Annotated in this window: 23 protein-coding genes and 1 pseudogene; 8 read left to right on the forward strand and 16 right to left on the reverse strand. The window is 65.7% G+C overall.

Features of this window, described 5'->3' with window-relative positions; genetic code table 11:
* Positions 1–127: 127 nt before the first annotated feature.
* A complete protein-coding gene (locus HNS03_RS04670; RefSeq protein WP_367193492.1) occupies positions 128–2,008 on the reverse strand; it encodes a KUP/HAK/KT family potassium transporter in 1,881 nt (626 codons plus the stop codon).
* Positions 2,009–2,170: 162 nt separating this feature from the next.
* Positions 2,171–3,064 carry a phosphoserine phosphatase SerB gene (gene serB / locus HNS03_RS04675; protein ID WP_367193493.1) on the reverse strand — a complete coding sequence of 298 codons (894 nt, stop codon included), beginning with the start codon at positions 3,062–3,064 and terminating at the stop codon, positions 2,171–2,173.
* Between the two features lies 1 nt (position 3,065).
* On the opposite strand from serB, the gene miaA reads away from it, so the two are divergent.
* The 3 genes from miaA to ilvN all read left to right on the forward strand — a co-directional run bounded on the left by miaA (position 3,066) and on the right by ilvN (position 6,639).
* A complete protein-coding gene (gene miaA, locus HNS03_RS04680; RefSeq protein WP_367193494.1) occupies positions 3,066–3,971 on the forward strand; it encodes a tRNA (adenosine(37)-N6)-dimethylallyltransferase MiaA in 906 nt (301 codons plus the stop codon).
* A gap of 320 nt (positions 3,972–4,291) precedes the next feature.
* The gene (locus tag HNS03_RS04685; RefSeq protein WP_367193496.1) at positions 4,292–6,067 is read left to right on the forward strand and encodes an acetolactate synthase 3 large subunit; all 1,776 of its coding nucleotides are present in this window, start codon (positions 4,292–4,294) and stop codon (positions 6,065–6,067) included.
* Between the two features lie 35 nt (positions 6,068–6,102).
* Entirely contained in the window at positions 6,103–6,639 is a 537-nt protein-coding gene (gene ilvN, locus HNS03_RS04690) for an acetolactate synthase small subunit (protein ID WP_367193498.1), read from the forward strand.
* Positions 6,640–6,761: 122 nt separating this feature from the next.
* Here the strand turns inward: ilvN and tsaA are convergent, their stop codons facing one another.
* Positions 6,762–7,295 carry a tRNA (N6-threonylcarbamoyladenosine(37)-N6)-methyltransferase TrmO gene (tsaA, locus tag HNS03_RS04695; protein WP_367193499.1) on the reverse strand — a complete coding sequence of 178 codons (534 nt, stop codon included), beginning with the start codon at positions 7,293–7,295 and terminating at the stop codon, positions 6,762–6,764.
* Positions 7,296–7,323: 28 nt separating this feature from the next.
* On the opposite strand from tsaA, the gene HNS03_RS04700 reads away from it, so the two are divergent.
* Positions 7,324–7,470: a hypothetical protein gene (locus HNS03_RS04700; protein ID WP_367193500.1), complete on the forward strand. Its 147-nt coding sequence runs from the start codon at positions 7,324–7,326 to the stop codon at positions 7,468–7,470.
* Between the two features lie 179 nt (positions 7,471–7,649).
* Here the strand turns inward: HNS03_RS04700 and HNS03_RS04705 are convergent.
* Together HNS03_RS04705 and HNS03_RS04710 are read right to left on the reverse strand one after the other, a co-directional pair.
* Positions 7,650–7,877, reverse strand: a pseudogene (locus HNS03_RS04705) (BA14K family protein); the annotation flags it as partial.
* Between the two features lie 350 nt (positions 7,878–8,227).
* Complete coding sequence (locus HNS03_RS04710; RefSeq protein ID WP_306886455.1) at positions 8,228–8,440, reverse strand: cold-shock protein; 213 nt, start codon at positions 8,438–8,440, stop codon at positions 8,228–8,230.
* Positions 8,441–8,725: 285 nt separating this feature from the next.
* On the opposite strand from HNS03_RS04710, the gene HNS03_RS04715 reads away from it, so the two are divergent.
* On the forward strand, positions 8,726–9,367 hold the full coding sequence (locus tag HNS03_RS04715; protein WP_367193502.1) for an MBL fold metallo-hydrolase: 642 nt from the start codon (positions 8,726–8,728) through the stop codon (positions 9,365–9,367).
* Positions 9,368–9,410: 43 nt separating this feature from the next.
* Complete coding sequence (locus HNS03_RS04720; RefSeq protein WP_367193504.1) at positions 9,411–9,878, forward strand: GNAT family N-acetyltransferase; 468 nt, start codon at positions 9,411–9,413, stop codon at positions 9,876–9,878.
* A gap of 34 nt (positions 9,879–9,912) precedes the next feature.
* Here the strand turns inward: HNS03_RS04720 and HNS03_RS04725 are convergent, their stop codons facing one another.
* The 8 genes from HNS03_RS04725 to HNS03_RS04760 form a co-directional block, all read right to left on the reverse strand.
* Positions 9,913–10,620, reverse strand: a complete 708-nt coding sequence (locus tag HNS03_RS04725; protein ID WP_367193506.1) for an ArsR/SmtB family transcription factor — start codon at positions 10,618–10,620, stop codon at positions 9,913–9,915.
* Positions 10,621–10,828: 208 nt separating this feature from the next.
* The gene (locus HNS03_RS04730; RefSeq protein ID WP_367193507.1) at positions 10,829–11,728 is read right to left on the reverse strand and encodes an NAD(P)/FAD-dependent oxidoreductase; all 900 of its coding nucleotides are present in this window, start codon (positions 11,726–11,728) and stop codon (positions 10,829–10,831) included.
* The gene (locus HNS03_RS04735) at positions 11,715–12,170 is read right to left on the reverse strand and encodes an Rrf2 family transcriptional regulator (RefSeq protein WP_367193509.1); all 456 of its coding nucleotides are present in this window, start codon (positions 12,168–12,170) and stop codon (positions 11,715–11,717) included. Before HNS03_RS04735 ends, HNS03_RS04730 begins: the two co-directional genes overlap by 14 nt.
* 152 nt (positions 12,171–12,322) lie before the next feature.
* Positions 12,323–14,755, reverse strand: a complete 2,433-nt coding sequence (gyrB, locus tag HNS03_RS04740) for a DNA topoisomerase (ATP-hydrolyzing) subunit B (RefSeq protein ID WP_367193511.1) — start codon at positions 14,753–14,755, stop codon at positions 12,323–12,325.
* A gap of 154 nt (positions 14,756–14,909) precedes the next feature.
* On the reverse strand, positions 14,910–16,229 hold the full coding sequence (locus HNS03_RS04745) for a cation:proton antiporter (RefSeq protein ID WP_367193512.1): 1,320 nt from the start codon (positions 16,227–16,229) through the stop codon (positions 14,910–14,912).
* On the reverse strand, positions 16,226–17,872 hold the full coding sequence (locus tag HNS03_RS04750; protein WP_367193514.1) for an NTP transferase domain-containing protein: 1,647 nt from the start codon (positions 17,870–17,872) through the stop codon (positions 16,226–16,228). The genes HNS03_RS04745 and HNS03_RS04750 overlap by 4 nt, the downstream gene beginning before the upstream one ends.
* Entirely contained in the window at positions 17,869–18,582 is a 714-nt protein-coding gene (locus HNS03_RS04755) for an XdhC family protein (protein WP_367193516.1), read from the reverse strand. The genes HNS03_RS04750 and HNS03_RS04755 overlap by 4 nt, the downstream gene beginning before the upstream one ends.
* 7 nt (positions 18,583–18,589) lie before the next feature.
* Positions 18,590–18,913, reverse strand: a complete 324-nt coding sequence (locus HNS03_RS04760) for an XdhC family protein (protein WP_367193518.1) — start codon at positions 18,911–18,913, stop codon at positions 18,590–18,592.
* Positions 18,914–19,237: 324 nt separating this feature from the next.
* Between HNS03_RS04760 and HNS03_RS04765 the strand changes: the two genes are divergently transcribed.
* Positions 19,238–19,897: an exopolysaccharide biosynthesis protein gene (locus HNS03_RS04765; protein ID WP_367193519.1), complete on the forward strand. Its 660-nt coding sequence runs from the start codon at positions 19,238–19,240 to the stop codon at positions 19,895–19,897.
* 3 nt (positions 19,898–19,900) lie between these two features.
* Here the strand turns inward: HNS03_RS04765 and HNS03_RS04770 are convergent, their stop codons facing one another.
* From HNS03_RS04770 to HNS03_RS04780, 3 genes are all read right to left on the reverse strand, one after another.
* Positions 19,901–21,439, reverse strand: a complete 1,539-nt coding sequence (locus HNS03_RS04770) for an ArnT family glycosyltransferase (RefSeq protein ID WP_367193521.1) — start codon at positions 21,437–21,439, stop codon at positions 19,901–19,903.
* 77 nt (positions 21,440–21,516) lie between these two features.
* Complete coding sequence (locus HNS03_RS04775; RefSeq protein ID WP_367193522.1) at positions 21,517–22,662, reverse strand: glycosyltransferase; 1,146 nt, start codon at positions 22,660–22,662, stop codon at positions 21,517–21,519.
* 119 nt (positions 22,663–22,781) lie between these two features.
* Positions 22,782–23,552 (reverse strand): gamma-glutamyl-gamma-aminobutyrate hydrolase family protein, encoded by a 771-nt coding sequence (locus tag HNS03_RS04780; RefSeq protein ID WP_367193523.1) that lies wholly within the window; start codon positions 23,550–23,552, stop codon positions 22,782–22,784.
* A 281-nt stretch (positions 23,553–23,833) separates the two neighbouring features.
* On the opposite strand from HNS03_RS04780, the gene HNS03_RS04785 reads away from it, so the two are divergent.
* The gene (locus HNS03_RS04785; protein ID WP_367193524.1) at positions 23,834–24,931 is read left to right on the forward strand and encodes a TRAP transporter substrate-binding protein; all 1,098 of its coding nucleotides are present in this window, start codon (positions 23,834–23,836) and stop codon (positions 24,929–24,931) included.
* Positions 24,932–25,094: the final 163 nt, after the last annotated feature.

The following is a 25,094-nucleotide window of genomic DNA, read 5'->3' on the forward strand; positions in this document are numbered from 1 at the left end:
TCGGGAAATTGGAGCGGCCCGAGACGCGCCGGGCCGCATGATCTGGTGCCGTCTTCTACGCGAGCAACGGACCCGCTTCAATTGTGTCGGGTGACAAGACGCGGCAAGGGCGACTCCACCCTTGTTGTTACAGCCTAACCGGCACCCCGACTTCCAGCGTGCGGCGCTGAGGAAGCTGGAAATGATCGGCCGTGCGTTCCATGAAGCGGGCAAGCACCGCGAACAGCTTGGCCAGCAGGTCGCCCGGCCGTCGGATGCGCTCCGGGGCAACCGGCCGCTCGAACCCGACTACGTAGACGACGGTGTCGGAATCGATGCCTTCCGCCTTGAGCACCGGCCCGATGATCGCCGGCAGATTGACCGACTGCATATAGCCGACCGAAATGTCGAGGCGGAGGATGCCGCCTTTCATGGGGACCGTCTTCACCCGTTCGTCGCCGGTTACTCGTGGCCGTCCGGCAACCGTGACGGAGACGACGATCGCGGTGGAAAAGGTGGTACCCAACAGCCGGTCGAGCAGCACCAGCGTGGTCGGCGTGTTGGCGGAGGTGCGGGTCAGGAACACGGCCGGGTAGTCGATATTGACGGTCTCCTTCGCCTCTTTCTTGGCGAACTGGGGCAGCGGAATCGTGGTCGGTGCGAGCCAGGCCCGAGTGCGCGCCTGGCCGACCCGCCACGCCGCCATCACCAACAGCGCGAACGCGGCAAGCATCAGCGGCAGCCAGCCGCCGCTTTCGATCTTGCCGAGGTTGGCGACGAAGAACACCAGGTCGAACGCCAAAATGCCGACGACCACGGCGATCGCGACCCCGCGCGGCCAATCCCGCAGCCGGATCACGGCGGCGGCATATAGCACCGTCGTCGTCACCATAGCGGTCGCGACCGCAAGGCCGTAGGCGCCGGCCAGAGCGTTGGAAGAGCCGAACCCGATCACCACGACGATGGCCAGAATGCCGAGAAACGCGTTCACGGCCGGTAGATAGATGTGGCTTTCGTGCTCCTCCGCCGTGTGGATCGTGCGAAGCGGCACCAGATAGCCGATCTCCATCGCCTGCCGGGCGAGGCTCATAACGCCGGTGATGACGGCTTGCGAGGCAATCACCGTCGCCGCGGTCGCAAGCAGGAGCAGCGGGATGCGCAGAAGGTGCGGCGCGAGCGCGTAGAACGGATTTTGCAGCGCGCTCGGATCGGCGAGGATCAGCGCGCCTTGGCCATAGTAGTTCAGGAGTAGGCCGGGCATCGCGACCCCGTACCACGCCCAGGAGATGGCGCGCCGCCCGAACTGGCCGAGATCGGCATAAAGCGCCTCGCCGCCCGTGATCGCCAGGAACGCGGCCGACAGCACCGCAAGGCCGCGCACGGGATCGGCCGCCAGCAGGAGGACACCATGATGGGGCGACAGCGCCCGCAACACATGGAGATTGCCGGAAAGCCCGTAGAGACCCAGTAGGCCGAGCACGACGAACCAGATCAGCATGATCGGCCCGAACAGAACGCCGATACGATGCGTGCCGGCGCGCTGAGCCAGGAACAGAGCGGCCAGCACCATCACCGTCAGCGGCACCACCAGCGGATCGAGCGAGGGCGCGGCCAGCTTCAGCCCTTCCATGGCGGAGAGCACCGAGATCGCCGGCGTGATCACCCCGTCGCCGAACAGCATCGCCGCACCAAGAAGGGCGGCGCAAAGCAGCACGAGCTGCCATCGTCGCGCATCGGCATGCAGATTGAGCAGTGTCGCAAGCGCCAGAATGCCGCCCTCCCCGTCGTTGTCGACCCGCAGCACCATCCCGACATATTTCACCGCGATCGCCAGGATGATCGCCCAGGTGATCAGCGAGAGCACGCCCACCACCGCGACATCCGGCGCCATATGGCCGGCGGCCACCACGGTTTCGCGCAAGGAATAGAGCGGGCTGGTGCCGATGTCGCCGAACACGATGCCCAGCGCGCCGATGACGAGCATCCGCTGCTTGGGTGCGTCTCCAGTGGTGGCGCTGGCGGCGGTCATGTCAAAGACACGGGCGGACGATGCCTCATTGGGAATGCGACTGGCATGCGTTCTGGTGACCGAAGGCGCGTATTGGCGCCCGACCCGTCACAAGGTCCGTTGTCTCCGATACCATCTGCCCCCGCAATGCAAAATGACGGGCTTGGATGGTTTAAAAGTCGGTCAGTCCGCGAACTCGGCCCGGCTGTAGCCCTGAAGGTAGAGAAGCGCCGACAGGTCGCCATGGTCGATGCGCACGTCGGCGGCTTCCGCGACCTTGGGCTTGGCATGATAGGCGACGCCTAGGCCCGCGCCCTCCAGCATGGCGAGGTCGTTCGCTCCGTCTCCCACCGCCAGCGTGTCGGAGCGCGGCAGGTCGAGCTCTTCGATCAACGCCTCCAGACGCGCCCGCTTGGCGTCGCGGCCCAGGATCGGTTCGGCCACCGTCCCCAGAAGCGTGCCTCCCTCCACATGCAGCACGTTCGCCTGATGCTCGTGCATGCCCAGGCGATCGGCGACCGCGCTGGTGAAGACGGTGAAGCCGCCGGAAACGATCGCGGTATAGGCACCGTTCGCTCGCATGGTCTGGACCAGGGTGCGCGCGCCCGGCGTCAACGTGATGCGCGCGGCCAGCACCTCTTCGACGACGGAATCGGCAAGGCCTTTCAGAAGCGCGACCCGTTCGCGCAAGGCCGGCTCGAACTCCACCTCCCCGCGCATGGCGCGCTCGGTGATGCCGGCGATCTGCTCCTTTAGCCCGAGCGCGTCGGCAAGCTCGTCGATGCACTCCTGACCGATCAGGGTGGAATCCATGTCGGCGATCAGGAGCCGCTTGCGCCGGGCGAGCGGAGCCTGCACCACCACATCGATCGGCCGGTCGGCCAGCGCTTCGCGCAGCCGGTCCTGCCAGGTTCGTGCCTCGGTGGCAGACGGGTCGACAAAGGCGAGGTCAACCGCCACGTTGTCGGCCAAGACGGCGAGATCGGCCTCAGGCAGGAGCCGCATCGCCGCGGCAATCGCGGCGGTGTCCACCGCCGGATCGGCGGGATCGGCAATCAAAGTGGCGACGAGGTCCATCGTGAGGATCGCGGATCGGAACGAGGAAAGGGTGCGGGCGGTTTTGATAGCGGGGCCGACGGCCAGCGGCAAGTCGGCGCTCGCGCTCCGCTTTGCCGAAGAGTTCGGCGGACCCGTCGTCAACGCCGATTCCATGCAGGTTTATCGCGATCTCCGCGTGCTGACCGCGCGGCCGACCCCCGAGGACGAGGCCCGCGTTCCCCACAGGCTCTACGGCCACATTCCCGGCGAGGAAGCCTACTCGGTCGCCCGCTGGCTCGACGAACTCGACCCAATCCTGGCCGAGGCTTCGCAAACGGGGCAAACGCCGATCGTCGTCGGCGGCACCGGGCTCTATTTCACCGCGCTGCTATCGGGCCTGAGCGAGGTTCCCGAGATCCCGGAAGCGATCCGCAGCTACTGGCGGGCACGCGCACGCACGGACGGTGCCGCCGCCGTTTACGAAGCTCTTGCCGAGATCGATCCGACAATGGCGGAGCGGCTTCAGCCCTCCGATCCGCAGCGGGTGGTGCGCGCGTTGGAGGTGATGGAGACGACCGGCCGCTCGCTGGCCGACTGGCAGGCTCAGGCTTCGCCTCCCCGGCTGGAGGCCGCCCGCTGCCGCAAGATCGTGCTCGCACCGGACCGTGGCTGGCTCCGGGAGCGGATCGCCACCCGGTTCGAGGCGATGCTCGCTGCAGGCGCACTTGAAGAAGCCAAAGCCCTTGATGCAAAGGCGCTGGACCCTGCCCTACCGGTGATGAAGGCCATCGGGGTGCCGCCGCTGATTGCCCATCTGCGTGGGCTGCTCTCCCTCGATGGCGCCCGCCTGCGCACGGTTTCCGACAGCACCCGCTACGCCAAACGCCAAGAAACCTGGTTCCGCAATCGCTTTGCTGACTGGGAACGGATCGATCCGGCTGTGTGACAAGAGGCGAGGAGCGAAGCAAACGCGGCATGCAGGAAATGCTTGCGAAGCTTTCGAGACGCTTTCAGCCTCATCGCAATCCGTCAACTTTCCGCTTGACCGCATCGAGCGACCTTTCTACCGTGCGCCCAACGCAATTTCCGAGGTTTCCATGAAACACTCGCTTCTCGTAATTCGCACGCGCATCGCCAGGACGGGGTAGCCCCCGGCCGCGATTGGTGGTGCGCGTATCCAAGGGCCCTCGGGGCCCTTTTTTATTTCCTGGAACAGCCGTGGTCGGCGGCAGCGAACCGACCGGAAAGACAGGGTTGGAGGATGACATGCAGCGGGAGATGACGGGCGCCGAGATGGTCGTTCAAGCGCTGATCGACCATGGGGTCGATCGGATCTTCGGCTATCCGGGTGGCGCGGTGCTGCCGATCTACGACGAGATCTTTCAGCAGTCGGAGGTCGAGCACATCCTCGTGCGCCACGAGCAGGGCGCCGGCCACGCAGCTGAAGGCTTTGCCCGGTCGACCGGTAAGCCGGGCGTGTGTTTGGTGACCTCCGGGCCCGGCGCGACCAACGCGGTCACGCCGCTCGCCGACGCGCTGATGGATTCCATTCCGATGGTCTGCATCTCCGGCCAGGTCGCCTCCCATCTGATCGGCAACGACGCCTTCCAGGAGTGCGACACCGTCGGCATCACCCGGCCGTGCACCAAGCACAACTGGCTGGTGAAGCGGATCGAAGACCTGCCGCGCATCCTGCATGAGGCCTTCTATGTCGCCACCACCGGCCGGCCCGGCCCGGTCGTGGTCGACATTCCGAAGGATATCCAGCTTGCGCGCGGCGTCTACACCGGACCGCAGAACATCGCCCACAAGACCTACCAGCCGCGCATCAAGGGCGATCTGGACCGCATTCGCGAGGCGGTCGACCTGATGACGACGGCGAAGCGGCCGATCTTCTACACTGGCGGCGGCGTCATCAATTCCGGGCCGACGGCGGCCCAGCTCCTGCGCGAGCTGGTCAAGCTGACCGGCTTCCCCGTCACCTCGACGCTGATGGGCCTGGGCGCCTTCCCGGCGAGCCATCCCAACTGGCTCGGCATGCTGGGCATGCACGGCACCTATGAAGCGAACCTCGCCATGCACGGCTGCGACGTGATGGTCTGCGTCGGCGCGCGCTTCGACGACCGCATCACCGGCCGCGTCGACGCCTTCGCGCCGGGCGCCAAGATCATCCACATCGACATCGATCCGTCCTCCATCAACAAGACGATCCGGGCCGACATCCCGATCGTCGGCGACGTCGCCCACGTGCTGGAGGACATGATCCGGCTGTGGAAGGCCGCTGCCGTTGCCCCCGACAAGGCGGCCGAGAAGGCCTGGTGGGACCAGATCGCCACCTGGCGCGCGAAGGACTGTCTCGCCTACAAGAAGCGGCCCGACGTGATCATGCCGCAGGAGGCGATCGAGGCGCTCTACGCCGCGACCCACGACAAGGACGTCTACATCACGACGGAAGTCGGCCAGCACCAGATGTGGGCCGCTCAGCTCTTCAAGTTCGAGGAGCCGAACCGGTGGATGACGTCGGGCGGCCTCGGCACCATGGGCTACGGCGTGCCGGCGGCGATCGGCGTGCAGGTCGCGCATCCCGACAGCCTGGTCATAGACATCGCCGGCGATGCTTCGGTGCTGATGACCATCCAGGAGATCTCGACGGCGGTTCAGCACGACCTGCCGGTCAAGATCTTCATCCTGAACAACCAGTATATGGGCATGGTTCGGCAGTGGCAGCAGCTTCTGCACGGCAACCGGCTGTCGCACTCCTACACCGATGCGCTGCCCGACTTCGTGAAACTGGCAGAGGCCTATGGCGGCGTCGGGTTCCGGGTCGACAAGCCCGCCGATCTCGACGGCGCGATCGACGAGATGATCAAGGTGAAGCGGCCGGTGCTGTTCGACTGTCGGGTCGCCAACCTCGCCAACTGCTTCCCGATGATCCCGTCGGGGCGGGCCCACAACGAGATCCTGCTGTCGGCCGATGTCGACGACGTCGAGGCGGAAGTGCTCGAAGGCGCAATCGACGCGGAGGGCGCCGCGCTGGTTTGAGCGCGGCTCCTCTTTAAACGCAGACGGACCCCGATATGCTGATGAAACCGATCCAACCTGCCCGTACCCCCGACCCGGTCGAGCGCCATACCTTGTCGATCCTGGTCGACAACGAGCCCGGCGTTCTCGCCCGGGTGATCGGCCTTTTTTCCGGGCGCGGCTACAACATCGACACACTCACGGTCTCCGAGACCGAGCAGGAACGCCACGTCTCCCGCATCACCATCGTCACCACCGGCACGCCGATGGTAATCGACCAGATCAAGCATCAGTTGGAGCGGCTGGTGCCGGTGCATCGGGTCGCCGACCTCACCGTCGCCGGCGAAGCGATCGAGCGCGAGCTGGCGCTGGTGAAGGTGGCCGGCCATGGCGAGGCCCGGGTCGAAGCGCTGCGCCTCGCTCAGGCGTTCGGCGCCCGCACGGTGGATGCCACGCTGGAATCCTTCGTGTTCGAGCTGACCGGCTCGACCTCGGAAATCGACCGCTTCATCGGGCTGATGAGTTCGATCGGGCTGGTGGAGATTTCCCGCACCGGCGTCGCCGCCATCAGCCGAGGCGCGGAAGGGATGTAAGCCCCCTTGCCTTCCAATGTCTCCGCTCGTTGCAGCCTTTGGCGGAACGAGCGGAGCAAAATCGGACCATGACAGACGTCAGCGCGACGCCCGCGGCGCGGCGCCAACGATCTCAGGATCGCTCACCGATCCGTTCCCTCATCTGAGGATTGCTCGCGCGGCGGGAGCGGATGGGCCCGCGCCTGATGCCAGCCGACCACCGCCCCCGGATGGGCATCGACGGAGGCGAAATAGGGCTTGATGTCGAGAAGCGGCGTACGGTCCAGACAGTCGATGCCGGTCACCAACAACCCGTCCTCATGAACGTCCACCACTCGCGAGACCGCGAGACCGATCGGGTTGGGCCGATTGGGCGAGCGGGTCGCGAACACGCCATGGCTGCGATCGTCGGTGGGCGGCACGAGCGCGATCACGTCCCGGCTCGCCTGGTCGAGCCAATAGAGAAGCAGGACGTGACTGACCGTCTCCAGGGACGCAAGCCCCGGCCGGTAAGGCGGCGCCAACCGCACCTGAGCAACAGCATCGCTCTCGCCGGCGTTGCGCGGGCAAGCGCTGCGGTCGGTCCAGGGCGTGCGGATTTCGCCAATGAAAACCAGCCCGGCATCGCTTGGCGCGTGTGCCGGATCGACGTCGAGCCGCGTGCGTTTCTGCGCCATCGATCTCCCCTGCGTCCGGCACCGCGCCATGATCATCGGCCGCCCGGGTGCCGGCTTCAAGGCCGGAGAGGACAAATCCAAGATGATGCGGGGCAACGCGGCGAAAACGTCGACCGCTGCCGCCGGCCGGATCTCTCGGCGGGCGGACAGCGGCTGCGGGATCGGCATGACCTGAACTCTCGTTCCTCCCCGTCGCGCCGGTTCCGGCGAAAACCGGCGCCCCTTTTGCCTGACGCGCTCCGGGGCCTTTTCCGCTCAGATGGTTCTATCTGAGCGCCAAGAAATGGCTCCAGGTTCAATAGGTTGAGCAAGTCCTTTTTCGCTCAAGTTGAGTCAATTTGAACGGGACGTGCTCTACCGACAAAAATGGTGGCGTCCGTCATAGCCCAAATACATGCCGGTATCCGGATTGAACGACCGGTAGCGGGCATCGCAATAGGAATACCAGGCCGGCGACCACGGAGCGGGACGACCACCGCGATAGTAGGCCGGCTCCTCGTAAACGGTGACGGTCCGCGGCTGGGACAGGGCCCCGCCCACGATCGCCCCGGTGGCGAACCCGATGACCCCGGCCGCCGCAGCGCCGCCGCCGCCTCCGGCTTCGGCCTGTTGAACCGGCAGCGCGACCAGTCCTGTCGCGATCGCAACCGTCGCGACACCGGCGGCCAAAGTATTACGAATGAAATGAGACATAGCTCTTCTCCCTCTTTTCCCAAGTTCGGGTCGTCTCGACGATCGATAACGTGTCCCGATGATCATTAAGATGGGAGAGAAAGGGAGAAGGCGAAGTGACGACAGTCACAAGACGGTCGAAACCGGCAAGAAGAGCAAAATCACGGACGACAGCGACGGCAAAAGGCCCTGCTCCGCCCAACAAAAAACGCCGTCGGAAGCCCGACGGCGTTCACAGTCGACCACTCTTGCGAGGAAACTCAGGCGAGCTGGATGTTCACAGCCTGCGGGCCGCGGCCACGCCGGTCGTTTTCCACCTCGAACGACACCTTTGTGCCCTCGTCGAGAGCCGGCAGACCGGAACGCTCGAGCGCGGTGATATGGACAAACACGTCTTTCCCCCCAGCTTCCGGCGTAATAAACCCGAAGCCCCGCGTGGTGTTGAAGAATTTCATGGTGCCGTTCTGGCGCATGGGAAGTCCCTTTCCCGATGGTCAATTAGGATCGCGGTACACCGGACCGAGACCGGTCCGATCTCGGAAACCTCGGGAAAGCCAGGCCCATCCCCCACGGGTGACACGTCTTAACCAAATCTCCGAGGGCGCCCCTAATCCATCCCGAGACGCCTACCTTTCCACATATGCCGTGGATTGCCCTTCAACTCAAGCGAATTTCAGGCAACTCCATGGGCGTTGTGCTTCGCAAGACGACGGGTTAGCAAGGTATCGCATGACATTGGAAAGGTTCTTCGGCTCAAAATGACTCCTCCTCTCAAGTTCTTGATCGTTCCGGTGACGCCGTTTCAGCAAAACTGTTCGATCGCATGCTGTACCTCGACCAATCGAGCGGCAGTGGTAGATCCCGGCGGCGATATAGACCGGATCAAGGCGGCGATCGCGGAAGCGGAAGTCGTCCCGGAGAAGATCCTGCTGACGCACGGCCACATCGATCACGCCGGCGCGGCGACCGCGCTCGCCGAGGAGCTCGGCCTTCCGATCGAGGGACCGCAGATCTACGATAAGTTCCTGCTCGACGACATCGAAACCGACGGTGCCCGGCTCGGCATTCCGGCCCGACCGGTGTCGCCGGATCGATGGGTGGAAGAAGGCGACACCGTCACGATCGGCGAAGCGCGCTTCGACGTTCTACACATCCCCGGCCACACGCCCGGCCATGTCGTCTTCGTCTATGCCAGCAAAGAGATCGTGATCGGCGGTGACGTTCTGTTCGCCGGCTCCATCGGGCGAACCGATTTCCCCTATGGCGACCACGATGCGCTGATCTCCGGGATCAAGACCAAGCTGATGGCGCTTCCCGACGAGACCGTGATCCTGCCGGGTCACGGCGAGGCGACCACCATCGGCCAAGAGCGGCAGACTAACCCGTTCCTCCAGGGCTAACGCGCCCGCGCGCGTCGCGCTTTTGCGAGAGAGAAGAGTTCGGATGCCCGAGATATCGATCCGTCCGCTTGACGCGGAGGATGGCCCGCACCTTGCGCGCATCTTCTTCTGCGCCGTCTACGACGGTACGCGCGCACACTATAGCTTCCGCCAGCGCAGGGCCTGGGCCGGCGATGCAATCATGGCCGCGCGCTGGCAGGAAGCGGCCGAGATGACCGGCTTCGTTGCCCAGCTGGACGACGAGCCGGTCGGGTTCATGACCATCGACGCTGCGGGACACATCGAGTTCGCATTCGTATTGCCCTCGCTTGCCGGAACCGGGATCGGTTGGAGGCTCTACGAGGCGGTTGAAGCGAAGGCCCGCGATTTCGGCGCGACCGCCCTCACCGTAGAGGCAAGCGAAATCGCAAAACCGTTCTTCGAGCGCCAGGGCTGGACCGCTATCGCCCGTCAGTCGGTCACCCGGCGCGACGTCACCCTGACAAACTACAAGATGGAAAAGGTGCTCTGAACGTCTCCGACCACAGCGCGATACACATCGCACGTCATTCGGTGTCGAGCGCGAGGCCGAACCGATCGCGAAACGCAGCCTCTCCTTTACGCGTGACGCGGAGCGCCCGACTGCCATCCACCTTCCGGATCCAGCCGGACGCAAGCGACAGGTCACAGAGCGCCGCCCCGACCCGGCCCGCCAGATGCGGCCGGCGCTCGCTCCAATCCAGACACGGGCGGCAAAGCACCCGCGTCGTGCGCCTGCCGCTCGTCTCCGTTGCTAAGTCGATCCCAAGGTCGGAGAAGAAGGCAAGGCCCTGGTCCGTCACGAGGCCACCATCGGACGCGAGATCCACGTGCCCCGCCGTCACCAGCCCATCGGCAAGCGCCACGCCCAGCCGTCCGGCGATATGGTCGTAGCAGGTGCGCGCGGTTCTGAGGGCGGCGTCGCGCGGACCGGTCGCAACCCGACGCGTGGGGGCGAGCGCCGAGGCGACCTGCATCAGGCTCTCGACCATCTGCGCCACCATCGCCGAGGCGAGCCGATAGTAGCGGTGGCGACCCTGCTTCTCCACGGCAAGCAGCCCCGCCTCGGACAATCTGGCGAGATGGCCGCTTGCCGTTTGGGGCGTCACGCCGGCCACCCCAGCCAGTTCGCTGGCCGTCAACGCCCGTCCGTCCATCAGCGCATGTAGCATCGCCGCGCGGGCCGGATCGCCGGCAAGGGACGCAATCTCGGCAAACTGAGCCTGGGTCGCCATCGTCGACCTCCGCAGACGTGAACCATACGTCCCACCTTAGACCCATTCCACGTTTCTCGGATTCAGGGAAAGGATCTAAGTTATTGTTTCGGCGCGTTTCCGGACGGCCAACCGATTTGCACTTGGTCTGGAAACGCTAGCAGGCCAGAGCGCAAGATGCTTCGGCCGCCACCGAACTGTGAACGGATGCGCCCTTCGCCAGACAGTGCTAGCCCATCACGCGTCGATGGACGATCGACATCGCCGCGAGCGCACCGTCGGCGACCGCAAAGGTCACCGAGTGCGGCATCCGCGCCATATCGCCGACGGCGTAGACACCGTCGACGGTGGTCTGCTTGTCGGCACCGGTCTTCACGACCGGGCCGAGCGGAGTCTCGTCCATCGTACAGCCGAGATCGGCGGCAAGTGGACTGGTCATCACGAGTTTGGGCGCGAGATAAAGCCCGACCGTCTCCACCAGCCGCCCATCGGCAAGCCGCACGCCATCAAGGCCACGCCCCGTCGCCTCAACAGCCACCACCGGTGTCTCCTCGATCGTTACGCCCCGAGCGACGAGATCTCCGCGATCCTCGTCGCTCAATTCCACTTTGCCATCGACGAACAGCGTCGTCGGTCCCCATAGCGGGATCACGCGGGCCTGGATCAGCGAGGCTGGACCGGTCGCGAGCACTCCGAGCGGCCCGCCGCCGAACTCATAGCCGTGACAGAACGGACAATGGATGACGCTTTCGCCCCAGTGCGTTGCAAGGCCGGGAATATCGGGAAGCACATCGCTCACCCCGGTCGCCAGGATCAGGTAATCACCGCGCGCGGTCCGTCCGGTCTCCGTCTCCACCTGAAAGCCCGCCGCTTCCGGCCGGGCCACGATGACCCGATCGGAGATCAGCGTCGCGCCATCATAAGCGGCGATTTGGCTCCGCGCCCGGTCCAGGATTGTGGCCGGGTTGTCGCCGTCGCTGCCGAGAAAACCGTGCGAGGCGGAGGCGAACCGGTTGCGCGGGCTTCCGGCGTCGATCACCGCCACGCAGAAGCGGGCACGGACAAGCGACAGGGCAGCGGACAGGCCGGCGAACGAGCCGCCGACGACGATTGCATCATAGTGGTCCATGATCGCGATCTTTCGATTGAGCTGCCCAGCGCGCGCGAAAATCGCGGTCCAGGTCGGCCAACGTGATTTCCGAAAACCGGGTCAGAAGCAGGTCTTCCGCTTCGCGCATGGCGCCGGCGATTTCCCGGTTCACCGCCTGCTCGATAAGGCAGACGGGGGTCTCGTTTCGGTTGCCGAAGGCGAAAATCGTCGGAGCGCCGAGGGCGTCGTAGACGTCGCGCAAAGTGATGCGTTCGAGCGGGCGCGACAGGGTCCAGCCCCCGCCCTGGCCGCGTCCGGAGGTGACGATGCCGGCCTCACGCAAGCTCGCCATGGTGCGCCGGACGACGACCGGGTTGGTACCGAGATGCCGGGAAAGGACCTCGGAGGTGGCGCGCGCGTCCTTCTCGGCAAGGTGCAACAGGACGTGGAGGACGGAGGAAAGGCGGCTGTCGAGCTTCATGTAACTTCATATGTTACGATTTGTGCCGACATGCAAGAGGCCCCTCGCATCGTCGCGAGAGGCCTCTTTGGCCAATCGAACAGAAATCTCACACTTTCGCGAGGACGCTTCCCAACGAAGCGGAAGCCAGCCCTCGCTGTCGCTGTTTGGTTCTAAACGTCCAGATTTTCCACTTGCAGTGCGTGGTCCTGGATGAACTCGCGGCGCGGATCCACGGCGTCACCCATCAGACGGGTGAAGACGTCGTCGGCGTCGTCGGCCTCGGAAATGCGGACCTGCAGCAGCGAGCGGGCGTCGGGATCGAGCGTCGTCTCCCAGAGCTGGTCGGCGTTCATCTCGCCCAGGCCCTTGTAGCGCTGCATGGAGATGCCCTTGCGGCCGACATCGTAGACCGCATCGACCAGCGCGCGCGGACCGCGGATCTCCGTGGTCTTGTCCTTGCGCGAGAGCACCGCCGCCTTGCCGAACACCTCCTGGAGGTAGGTCGCCTGGTTATCGAGCTTGCGGGCATCCGACGAGCCGATCAGGGCGGCGTCGATGACGGCCACTTCGCGCACGCCACGCACCGTGCGCTCAAAGCGCAGGCTGCCGTCTTCTTCCGCGACACCTTCCCAGCCGCGCTCCCACTCGTCGGCAAGGATATCGAGCCGACGCGCGATGTAGGCCGCGGCCGTGGCCGCCTTTTCGGCGTCGTGCAGGATCTCCTCGTTGAGGGCGCCGGCGATCGCCGCCTGCTCTACCACGTCGCGCGGATAGCGCGCATGCAGCCCGTTGAGCACGTTACGCACCGAGCGCGCACGCTCCACCACGGTGCGCAGATCCGGCCCCGCGCGCACCTCGCCGGAGGCGAGCGTCAGCGTCGCATCCTCCAGCCCGGTGTCCGTCAGATAGTCCTCAAGCGCCTGTTCGTTCTTCAGATACTGCTCGGACGAGCCGCGCCGCACCTTGTAGAGCGGCGGCTGGGCAATAAAGAGGTGGCCGCGCTCGATCAGTTCCGGCATCTGGCGATAGAAGAAGGTCAACAGCAGGGTCCGGATGTGGGCGCCGTCGACGTCCGCATCCGTCATGATGATGATCTTGTGATAGCGCAACTTGTCGGGATCGAACTCTTCCCGACCGATACCGGTGCCAAGTGCGGTGATCAGCGTCCCGATCTCGTTCGACGACAGCATCTTGTCGAAGCGGGCCCGCTCGACGTTCAGGATCTTACCGCGCAGCGGCAGCACCGCCTGATTGTTACGATGGCGACCCTGCTTCGCCGACCCGCCTGCCGAGTCACCCTCGACCAGGAACAGCTCCGACTTCGACGGGTCCCGCTCCTGACAGTCGGCGAGCTTGCCCGGCAGCGACGCGATATCCAGCGCGCCCTTGCGCCGGGTCAGATCGCGCGCCTTGCGCGCCGCCTCGCGCGCCGTGGCCGCCTCGACCACCTTGGTAACGATCTGCCGAGCGTCGTTGGGATTTTCCTCCAGCCAGGTCGAGAGCGCCTCGTTGAGCACATTTTCGACCACCGGACGCACCTCCGACGAGACCAGCTTGTCCTTGGTCTGGGAGGAGAATTTCGGATCCGGCACCTTGACGGAGAGGACACAGCTCAGCCCTTCGCGACAGTCGTCACCCGTCAGCGAGACCTTCTCGCGCTTCCCGATGCCGTGGGAGTCGGCGTAGGAGGTGATCTGCCGGGTCAGCGCCGCCCGAAAGCCGGCCAGATGGGTGCCGCCGTCGCGCTGAGGGATGTTGTTGGTGAAGCAGAGCACGTTCTCGTGGAAGGAGTCGTTCCACCACATCGCGACTTCGACCACTACGCCGTCGCGCTCGCCGCGCGCCGAGACCGGTGCGGAAAGAAGCGGCTGCTTGGTGCGGTCGAGCCAGCGCACGAACGCCTCCAGCCCGCCGTCATAGAGCATCACCTCTTCCTTGCGCTCCACGCCCCGATCGTCGATCAAGGTGATTTTTACGCCGGAATTGAGGAAGGCGAGCTCGCGCAGGCGCCGCTCCAGGATGGAGAAGTCGAATTCGACCTGGGAGAAGGTGTCGGTCGACGGCAGGAAACGCACCTCGGTGCCGCTCTTGCCTTCGGCGTCACCGACAACCGCGAGCGGCTCCTCGGCGACCCCGTGGCGAAAGCGCATGAAGTGCTCTTTGCCGTTGCGCCAGATCCGAAGGTCGAGCTCACTGGAGAGCGCATTCACCACCGACACGCCCACGCCGTGCAGACCGCCGGACACCTTGTAGGAGTTCTGGTCGAACTTACCGCCCGCATGCAGCTGGGTCATAATGACCTCGGCGGCCGAGACCCCTTCCTCGGAGTGGAGGTCGGTCGGGATGCCGCGGCCGTTGTCCGACACGGTGACCGAGCCGTCGGCGTTCAGCCGGGCAACGACCGTGTCGGCATAGCCCGCCAGCGCCTCGTCGATGGCATTGTCGACGACCTCGTAGACCATGTGATGCAGGCCCGAGCCGTCGTCGGTGTCGCCGATATACATGCCCGGCCGCTTGCGCACGGCATCCAGGCCCCTGAGGACCTTGATGGAATCGGCGCCATAAGCGTTCGAAGAATCGGCGGGCGTGGGTTCCGTCACCAAGAGCGTATCGTCCGAATCAGGGGTTCAAGAGCCCCTTTTATAAGGGGTCGGAAGGGCACATCAAAGGACGCCGCAACCACATGATATATGGGGGTTTTTAGCGGCTTCGCGAGGGCAATCCGGAAACGAGTGGCCGCAATTCGTGCTCCGTACGTCAATTGGAGCGGGCGGAAGATGTCTCGGCAGGCTTGCGAACGGGGTTCCGCCGCCCATGGCGCATGCGCATTTCCGGCACCGGTTTGGTCTCCGCGGCGTCGCCGATGCGTGCCGCCCAGGCGCCATAGCGGGCGGCGAGCCCCGGCGCCGAGACACCATGCAGAAAGGCACTCGCCACCACGGTAACGACGGTCGCGGCCATGATCAGGCCGCCGTGCTGGATGTCCTCGCGCTCCACGATCAACAGCGCGAACAGGATCGATGCGATGCCCCGCGGCCCGAACCAGCCAAGGAACAGCCGCGTCGGCCATCGCACGTCCGTACCGATCAGCGACAGCGCGATCGGGACCATGCGGATCACGGTCAGGCTCGCGAGCGCATAGACCAGCATCAGCGGATGGAAACGCTCGATCGCATGGGGAAGCAGCGCCACGCCGACCACCATGAAGGTGAGCAGCATCAAGATCCGGCCTTCCGTCTCCATGAACTCGTAGAGAAAGCGCGCCGGCCGGCCAAGCGTGTTGCCGAAGGCGAGCCCGGCCACGAAGGCGGCGATGAAACCGTTGCCGCCGACCACATCCGAAAGACCGTAAGCCAGGATCGCGGTCGCGAGCGCACCGATGCCGTCATAGCTTTCCGCCGCCTTGCCACGAGAGGCGAGCCGACGCATGGCCAAGGCCGCGCCGCATCCGACCCCGACGCCGACCACGCCGCCGAAGCCGATCTGGCCGGCGGCAAACAGCATCCAGCCGGAGACGCTGATATCAGGCGCATTCATGATGTCGCCCTGAGCGCCCACGCAAGCGATGAAGAACAACACCGCCGGCAGGGCCAGCCCGTCATTCAACCCGCTTTCCACGTTGATCGCTTGCTGCACCCGCGACGGCACAGACTCATCCGTCATCACCGGCTGGCTCAGCGCCGCATCGGTCGGCGCCAGCACGGCCGCCAGAAGCGCCGCCTCGAACAAGGTCACGGACGGGAACAGCCAGATCGCCGCAAGCGTGCCGGCCGCGATCGTCAGCGGCATGCCGATCGCCAGCGTGCGGAGCGGCAGATCGTGAAAGCGCAGGAGTTCCAACAGCCGAATCCGGGAGGCATCGGAGAAGAGCACCAGGATCAGCGTCAATTCCGCGACCAGCCGGACCGCACCGTTGGCGGCGTCGATCTCCGCCGCCCCTAGAACCAGCGGGCCAATCACCGCGCCGAACAGGATGAACAACATCGGCGAGCTGAGCGGCGAACGCGCCAACCGATCGCCCACGATCGCGAACAGGAGAACGCCGAAGGCGGCAAGCGCTACCGCCTCGACGGTCATCGCGCCGTCTCCGTCCCGCTTTGGGCTGGCTCTCCGCCGATTTCGGCCAGCGTTTCCGGCGTGTCGACATCGAGCGCGGCCGCCTGGCCGAGTTCAACCTCGACGATCGCGTCGGGATAGCCCTCTAAAACCTCCCGGCCGCCCTTGTCGCCGGTCACCGCCATCAGCTCCGGAAAGAAGCGCCTCGACCACAGCACCGGATTGCCGCGCCGCCCGTCATGGGTGGGAACCACAATCAGCGCACCGGTCTCCGGGTCGAAGGCGTCGATCAGCCGATCGATCATCGCCGGCTCGATCATCGGCATATCGCCGAGGAGCACGATAGCGGCTTCGATCTCGTCGGGAAGCGCGGCGAGCCCCGCCTTCAAAGAGGTGGAGAGCCCATCGGCAAAGTCTCGATTGTGCACGCGCGCCACATCGAGACCATCGAGAGTAGCGGCAACCTCTTCGCCCGCATTGCCGGTGACCACCACCACGCGGTCCGCCCGGCTCGCCTGCGCCGCCTCCGCCACCCGGCGGACCAGCGGAATGCCTTCAAGGGTGGCGAGCATTTTCGGGCTGCCCATCCGCGACGAACGGCCAGCGGCGAGGACAACGGCCGCCACCGGCCGCTTCGCCGCTTCGCGTTCCGCGGTCGGCTCAGAGCGCGGTTGCGGCCGCGACACGATCTCCATCAACAGCCCGCCGACGCCGAGAGCGACGATATCGTCCCGCGTCACGGTCAAGCCCGCAAGGGTACGGTGAAGCACCCAATCGAAGCCGTTCTCCTTCGGGCTGCGCGCGCAGCCCGGCGCCCCGATCACCGGCCGGCCGTCGAGCGCACCGACCAGGAGCAGGTTGCCGGGATCGACCGGCATACCGAAATGATCGACCTTGCCGCCGGCCGCCTCGATCGCTGCCGGGATCACATCCTGACGGTCGACCACTGCGGACGCGCCGAACACGATCAGAAGCTCCGCCCCTGCCTCGTCCACCAGCCGGCGCAGCGCATCGGCAAGCGCCGGCGCCTCGTGAGGGACCCGCTCCTCCGCCACGATCGGCGCCTGCGCTGGCGCAAGCCGCTCGCGCAGGATCCGGAGCGTCTTATCCACCACCGAGGGCTTCAGCCCCGGCAGCAAGGTCGATACCACGCCCACCCGCATCGGCCGGAACGGCGCAACGCGGACCACCGGCGGGCCCGACGACACGGCCGCCTCGGCCCGGGCCATCACCTCGGCGCCGACGGCGAATGGGATGATCTTGACGGTCGCCAGCATGCGGCCGGCTTCGACCGCGTCGAACGGATGGAGGGTCGCGAGCGTGACCGACGGATCGACCCGATTGAGCCGGTTTACCTGATCGGCATCGATTTGCAGAACGCCAGCCACCTCAGAAAACAGGTTCGCACGCCCGGTGAAGGCGGGATCGACCCGAACCCGATCGCCCGCGATCGTCGCGGCAAGGCGCGCGGCGGCTTCATCCTCGGTCACGTCGCCGTCGTCCAAAACGGCGGCCACCACTTGGCCGATACCATCCGCCTCCAGCGCGGCGCGGGCCTCGCCGTCAAGGCGGGTGCCCTTCTTCAGGACACGGGACGATAGGCGAACGGTATGGGCCAGGATCGCCCCGTCGGCGTCGGCGAGATCGACTGGGCCGAACCTCACGCCGCCGACCTCTCCCGCTCCGCCGCTGGGCGCTTGCGCAAGGCTTCGACGATCTGCGCCAGCACGGCAACCGCGATCTCCGCCGGGCTTGCCGCCCCGATATCGAGACCGATCGGTGCCGCGATCCGATCGAGCGCCTCCGGCGAAGCACCCAGCCCAAGAAGCCGCTCGCGCCGCTTGGCGTGGGTCTTGCGGCTTCCGAGCGCGCCGACATAGAAGCAGCGGGCCTCCAGTGCGGCCATCAGCGCCGGATCGTCGATCTTCGGGTCGTGGGTGAGCGCGGCAAGGGCGGTGTAGCGATCGAGCGCGAGATCCGGCAGCACATCCTGCGGCCATTTGGCGATCAGGTTGACGCCGGAAAACCGCTCCGGCGTGGCAAACGCGGTGCGCGGGTCGATAATCGTTACGTCGAAATCTGCAAGCGCGGCCATCGGCGCCAGAGCCTGGGAGATGTGGACCGCGCCGATCACGACGATGCGCGCCGGAGGGACATGCACGGTGAGGAACAGGGCACGCCCGTCCTCCGTTTCGACCCGACCCGACTTGCCGGAGCGAAAGCGCGCGGCAAGCGTTTCGGCGAGCGGATCGGCGGACGTGTCCTCCGCCTCCTTCACCAGACGCTCCTCGCCGCTTTCCAAATCCGTGATCAGGATCGCGGCACGCCGCGCGGCGCGCTCGGCGTTGAGCTCTTTCAGGACAGAGAGATCCATCGTCGCCTCAATTGACCCGTTCGACGTAGACGCGAATAGTGCCGCCGCAGGATAGCCCCACCTCCCAGGCTGTCTCGTCGGCCACCCCGAACTCCAGCATCTGCGAGGTGCCGGTATCGATGACGTCGACCGCCTCGGCGACCACCGCGCCCTCCACGCAACCGCCCGAAACGGACCCTTCGAAACGGCCTTCCTCGTCGATAACCAGATGGCTGCCTACCGGGCGGGGCGCCGAACCCCATGTCTCCACCACGGTCGCCAGCGCGACTTTGCGGCCTTCGGATCGCCAGTCTTCGGCGATAATCAACGGATCCTGCATAGCTACCTCCATGCGCCGTCGGATTGGCGCAGCTCCCGTACCTGAGCCTTTTCCGCTCAGACGCGCACATCTGAGCGACGAGAAACGGCTTCAGAGTCAGTAACTTGAGCAAGTCTTCGCCGTTCAAATCGACTCAATTCGAACGGGGCATGCTCAAGGCGCGTACGGCTATATACCACCGAATATGGCGCTTCGCGCAGGGCGAGACAAACCCCGCCACGCAAGATCGGCAGGTGCGACAATCGCCCCCGCCTATCATTTGCTGTTGCATGGGGAGCCTGCACGGGCGACCTCTCCGGCGAGACGCACGCCACCCCGTCTGCAAAAGTGGAGCCGATGCCCTCTCGCCCCGAGCCCTCCGCCGGATCGCCACCGGACCACGACAAACTGCCGCGTCACGGCCACCAGCGCGGCCGGGCGATGGGGCTTGCCACCCTCCTGGACCATCTCGCCGAAAACCACGGCGACAGCGACAACGGCGGCAATACGCTTGGGGCATTGATCGCACGGCTGGGCGCGCGCTCGGTCGGCCCCATCCTGGTGGTGATGGCCCTGCTCGCAATCCTGCCGACCGGCGCCGTCCCGGGGATCAGCGCGCTCCCGGGCATCATCGTGCTGCTGGTTTCCGCCGAGCTTCTGTTGGGCCTGACCCATCTGGCCTTACCGGGACGACTGGCCCGGATCGAAGTGCCGCGAGAGGGTCTGGAGAACGTCATCGCGCGGCTGCGTCCGGTGGCCCGCCTTGTCGACCGGACGCTGACGGCGCGTCTCACCTGGCTCACAGAAAAACCTTGGCTGAGGCTGGTGGCGGCCGTTGCCGCGGCGATGGCGATTTCGATGATCGTCTTGGCGTTCGTGCCGTTCGCCGCCCTGCCGCCGGCCGGCTCGTTGCTCCTGATCGGGCTCGGCCTGGTCAGCCGCGACGGCATCGCGGTGCTGGCGGGCTGCCTCGTCGCTGCCGGCTGGCTCGCCGTGCTCAGCTACCTCATTCTTTAGCGCCTATTGCGCCGCCACAACTTCGGTGCGGCCGGTCGGATCGCCCTTCGGATCGCGAACCAGCCAGACGTCATAGTGCGCGATCGCAACACCATTCTCCGAGCGGGTGAGCGTGCCGATCTTGTCGTAGCGGCCGAAGCGTGCCTCCAGAATATCCGTGCCCAGACGGCGATGCTCGTCGAGCACCAGGCCTGGCTTCTGAAACAGCGCCTGGTCGGGGACGGGCAGGTTGGCGTAGCGTACCGGCTCCACGATGCCGAACACCGGCGTGCCCTTCGGCAGATAGAAGGCAAGCTCGCCGGTGACGGTGTAGTGGACCGCCCCGATCCAGGCCGCCCCCTCCTGCGCGCGCAAGAGGTCGACCTGGTGCGCGAAAGTTTCCCAGCCGCGCAGTTGCTTGGTCGGATCCTTGGTGGTCACGAAACCGCCGGGCAGGCTCACATGCACGATCGCCAACAGCACCACGCCGATCCCGACGGGCGCCACCCAAGGCCGCAAGCGCTCCCATGGCCGCCGACGGGCGATCGGAACCCAGATCAGGGCCGCCGCCTCCGCAGACACCAGCGCAATCGCCGGATAGAGCGGCGCCGGCCAGTTGCCTTGCACCCGGTCATGCAAGCCATGCACCAGAAGATAGGCCAGGAACGGCAGGCTGGAGAGCAGCAGAAGCCAATGGCCCGCATCGCCGCCGCGCCGTCCGTACCTGAAGATGTTGCGGGTCCCGAGCGCCAGGAAGGGCAGCATCAAAGGCCCGATCAGCCCGACTTCGGCGAGCAGAAATTCCGGAATGAAGCGGATCTCGACGTGGTCGCCCGCCACCCGGCCGAACTGCTTGGCAAACGAGACCCAGTCGTGCTGGGCGTTCCACCACACCACGGGGACCGCCAGCGCCAGCGCCAGCACGCCGCCCAGCCACAGCCACGGGCTCAACAGCCACTTGCGCGCGCCTGGGATCAACACCAGCCAGAGCACGATGCCGCCGCCCAGGAACAGGCCGGAATATTTCGCAAGCAGGCCGCAGCCGGCGAACAGGCCCACGGCGAGCCACCAGCGCCCGTCCGACGAGCGGTCAAGCTCCACCAGAGCCCAAAGCGCCAGCCCCCAGAAGAAGGCGGACGGCACGTCGGGCGTCGCGATCATCGCACCGATGCCGACCAGCAGCGTCGCGTTGAACCAGATCACCGCCCGCCCGGCCGTGCGCGGCTCTCCATAGAGCAGAATCGCGGTACGCCAGATCGCAAGCGAGCCCAACGAGACGGCAACGACCGTAAAGAAGCGAACGCCAAGGGTGGTATCGCCGAAAATCGCCTGACCGGCCGCGATCCACCACGCCACCATCGGCGGATGATCATAATAGCTCAGCGCCGGCGAAAGCGCCCAAAGCCGGTAGTAGGATTCATCCTCCGTGAGGCCAACCGTCGCCGCCGCCACCAGCCGGATGGCTGTGAGGACGAGCATGATCGTCACCACCGTGACCGGGGAGCCCAGGTCGATCAGCGGTTTGTCGGCCGGAGCCTCGCGGAGGGGGGACGTGGCGCGCACCGGAATCAGGCGTCCTTGGTGTCAGATGAAGGCGGCAGGGATAGACGTCCGCCCGGTTCGGTTCAACCAGTCGGGATTTATCTCACTCGCCAGGTCAGGGCCGCGCTGGCGGCGTAATTCCAAACGGCACCGACAACCGCGCCGGCGGTGCCGGCAACCCACCAGACCTGGTCGGCCCCGTGGACGACGCTCGCCACGCCGACATTGGCCACCACGCCAACCGAGCAGACCAGATAGAACGACAACAGGCCCCTGATCATTGCGAGCCCGTGCAGCCGGCGATCGCGATAGGTCAGCCAGTTATTCAAGAAGAAGTTCCAGGTCATGGCCACCACGGTTGCCGCGGTCTGGGCGACCTCGAAGGTGATGCCGGGCAGCGCGATCCCCGTCCTGAGCGTGGCGAGATGGACCACCACGCCGCTCGCGCCCACGGCCATGAACAGGATGAAGCGGACCGACACGGCATTGAACAGCAGCTTCGAGACGATCAGGGCCAGGAACTCGATGGTGACCAGCTCGTCGAGCTTGCTCTCGCCGGCGGTGCGCTCGCGGAAGGTATAAGGCAGTTCGACCACCTTGGTGGAGCGTGGCGCGGAGGCCACCAGATCGAGTAGGATCTTGAAGCCCTGGTGCGACAGCTTCGGCTCCAGCCGCTCCACCATGGAGCGTTCCAGCATGAAGAAGCCGCTCATGGGATCGGTCAGCTTCACGCCGAGGAGAACGCGTGCGAGCCCGTTGGCCACCATGCTGCCGGCATGGCGCACCCGCGACAGGCCGCCGCCGGCGTCACCGCCTTCCACGTAGCGGCTTCCGACCACGATCTCCGCGTCGCCCGTGCGCACCCGCTCGAACATCTTCGGCAGCAGCGTCTCGTCGTGCTGAAGGTCGGAATCCATCACCGCCACGATCGGCGCGGCCGCGGCCATCATCCCTTCCACGCAGGCGCCCGACAGCCCGCGCCGGCCAATGCGCCGGATGCAGCGCACGCGCCCGTCCCTGGCCGCAATCGTCTCGACCAGATCGGCGGTGCCGTCGGGGGAATTGTCGTCGACCACGACGATTTCCCAGTGCAGCCCGTGCAGCGCCTTGGCCACCCGATCGATCGCGACGGGGATGTTGTCGCGCTCGTTGTAGGTCGGCAGCACGACAGTCACGTCCGGCGGACGATAGGGGCCATATTCCCCTTGAGCTGCCGAGCTCGGGACGGAATCGAGAGAGGTCATTGTGAATTCACGCATACGAAAGACGGGCGCCGGCCGCGCGACCGGCGGACCATAGCCATGAAGGCGGCAAATGCAACGGTGGGTGCCAAGTCCGGCAACGGGCCGCGCCCGCATAGGCGTCAGGCGGCGCTTCCGATCCGGGTGCGCCCGGCAAGATAGCCCCGCGCGGCCGCGCCGAACGCCTCGAACAAGCGACGCGACGGCGGATCGGTGCGGGCCCAGAACTCCGGATGCCACTGCACCCCGTAGGCGAAGCTCTTCGCGCCTTCGACCCGAACCGCCTCGATGGTGCCGTCTTCGGCGCGGGCCTCCACCTTGAGAGGCGCAGCGAGGGTCAAGATCCCCTGGCGATGCAGCGAGTTCACATGCACCGTCGTCTCGCCGACGATCCCTGCGAGATCCCCCTCCGGGTCCAGCCTCACGTCGTGGCGCAACTGGAAGCGCACGGCATTGTCGTCGCTTTCGGGGGCGCGATGGTCCATGCGCTCCGGCAGGTTGTGGATCGCCGGATGCAGCGTGCCGCCCAAGGCGACGTTGAGCTCCTGCAGGCCGCGACAGACCGCCAGCAGCGGAACGCCCCTGTCCAGGGCCCGCCGGATCAGCCGAATCGAGACGGCATCGCGGGCCGGATCGAACGGCTCGGCCTCTTCCGTGACCTCCTCGCCATAGTGCGTGGGATGCACGTTGGAGCGCGAGCCCGTCAGGAGCACGCCGTCGGCGCGGTCGAGCAGCACGTCGACATCGACCGGCTCATCCAGCGCCGGCACCTGGACCGGCACGCCGCCGGCCACCGCCGCCACGGCATCGAGATATTGGATCGGGGTCGCCGACCAGAGATAGCCGTCGAACGACTTCTGGTCCGACGTCACGAGGATCAACGGCTGCGCCATCGAACGCCCTCACACTTCTTCGTTGATGATGGGGCCGGATCCAGACCACGCCTTTCGGTCAATTTCGCGTCAGGCCCGGATAGCCGCATAGATTGTGGGCACATTGCAACCAAAACGTCCACAAGAACGAAAATCGCGCCGGATCGGTCGAACCTGCCCTTGTCCACCCCTGGAACATCGGCTTTATATCGAAACTCGGCAAGCAATGAGATCCGCCGATCACGACCAGAGCGTGTTAGTGCGGACGGAAGCTGCCTTACCAAGCCCTTGGGAGGACTTTGATGGATCGCCGTAAATTTATGAAATCCGCCGGCCTTGCAGCCGGCGCAACCGCTGCCACGGCCTCGCTCGCCGCTCCGGCGATTTCGCAGGGTCGCCAGGAGTGGAAGATCGTCACCACCTGGCCGAAAAACTTCCCCGGCCTCGGCACCGGCGCGCAGCGCTTCGCCGACTCCATCACCGCGGCGACCGACGGCCGCATCACGGTGAAGCTGTTCGCCGCCGGCGAGCTGGTGCCGCCGTTCGAATCGTTCGACGCGGTGCAGAACGGCACCGCCGAAATGTATCATGGCGTCGACTATTACTGGCAGGGCAAGCATCCAGCATTCGCCTTCTTCGGCGCGGTTCCGCTGGGCCTCACCGCCGGTGAGCAAGACGCCTGGATCCAGTGGGGCGGCGGTCAGGAGCTGTGGGACGAGTTGTCCGGCCAGTTCAACGTGAAGCCGTTCCAGTGCGGCAACACCGGCGTCCAGATGGGCGGCTGGTTCCGCAACGAGATCAACACGATCGAGGACCTGCGCGGCTTGAAGTTCCGCATGCCCGGCCTCGGCGGCGAGGCACTGCGCCAGCTCGGCGTTTCGGTGATCAACCTGCCGGGCGGCGAAATCTTCCAGGCGCTGCAGTCGGGCGCCATCGACGGCACCGAATGGGTCGGTCCCTGGAACGACCTTGCCTTCGGCTTCTACAAGATCACCAAGTTCTACTACTATCCGGGCTTCCACGAGCCGGGCCCGACGCTCTCCGTCGGCCTCAACAAGGACATATGGGACAAGCTCTCCGACAGCGACAAGGCGATCGTATCCGGATGCGCCCGTGCGGAGAACAACCATTCCTACGCCGAGTTCATGGCCAAGAACGGCCAGGCCCTGGCCACCCTGGTCAACGAGCATGGCGTTCAGCTCAAGAAGTTCTCCAACGAGATCTTCGATGCCTTCGGATCGGCCTCGGACGAAGTGGTCGCCAATGTCGCCCAGCACGACGACCTGTCGAAGAAGATCTACGACAGCTATATCGCGGCGCGTAAATCCGGCGCCGGCTGGACCGACATTTCCGAGCAGGCCTACTCGCTCGGACGCGATCGAATTATCGGCAAGGAATAGGCCGAACGTACACCTCGACGGAGCGGCTCTTGCCGCTCCGTCTGCGTTTCGGCTCTCGATTCAAAAAACAAAACCTCCAATAACTTTAGAACACATGGAGAGGCTTTGCCTTTCCAAACGCTGAACAGCCTTATAACGGGATCGGCGCGGGCTGGGTTGGCTC

Source organism: Amorphus sp. 3PC139-8 (assembly GCF_040750475.1).
Taxonomy (GTDB): Bacteria; Pseudomonadota; Alphaproteobacteria; order Rhizobiales; family Amorphaceae; genus Amorphus.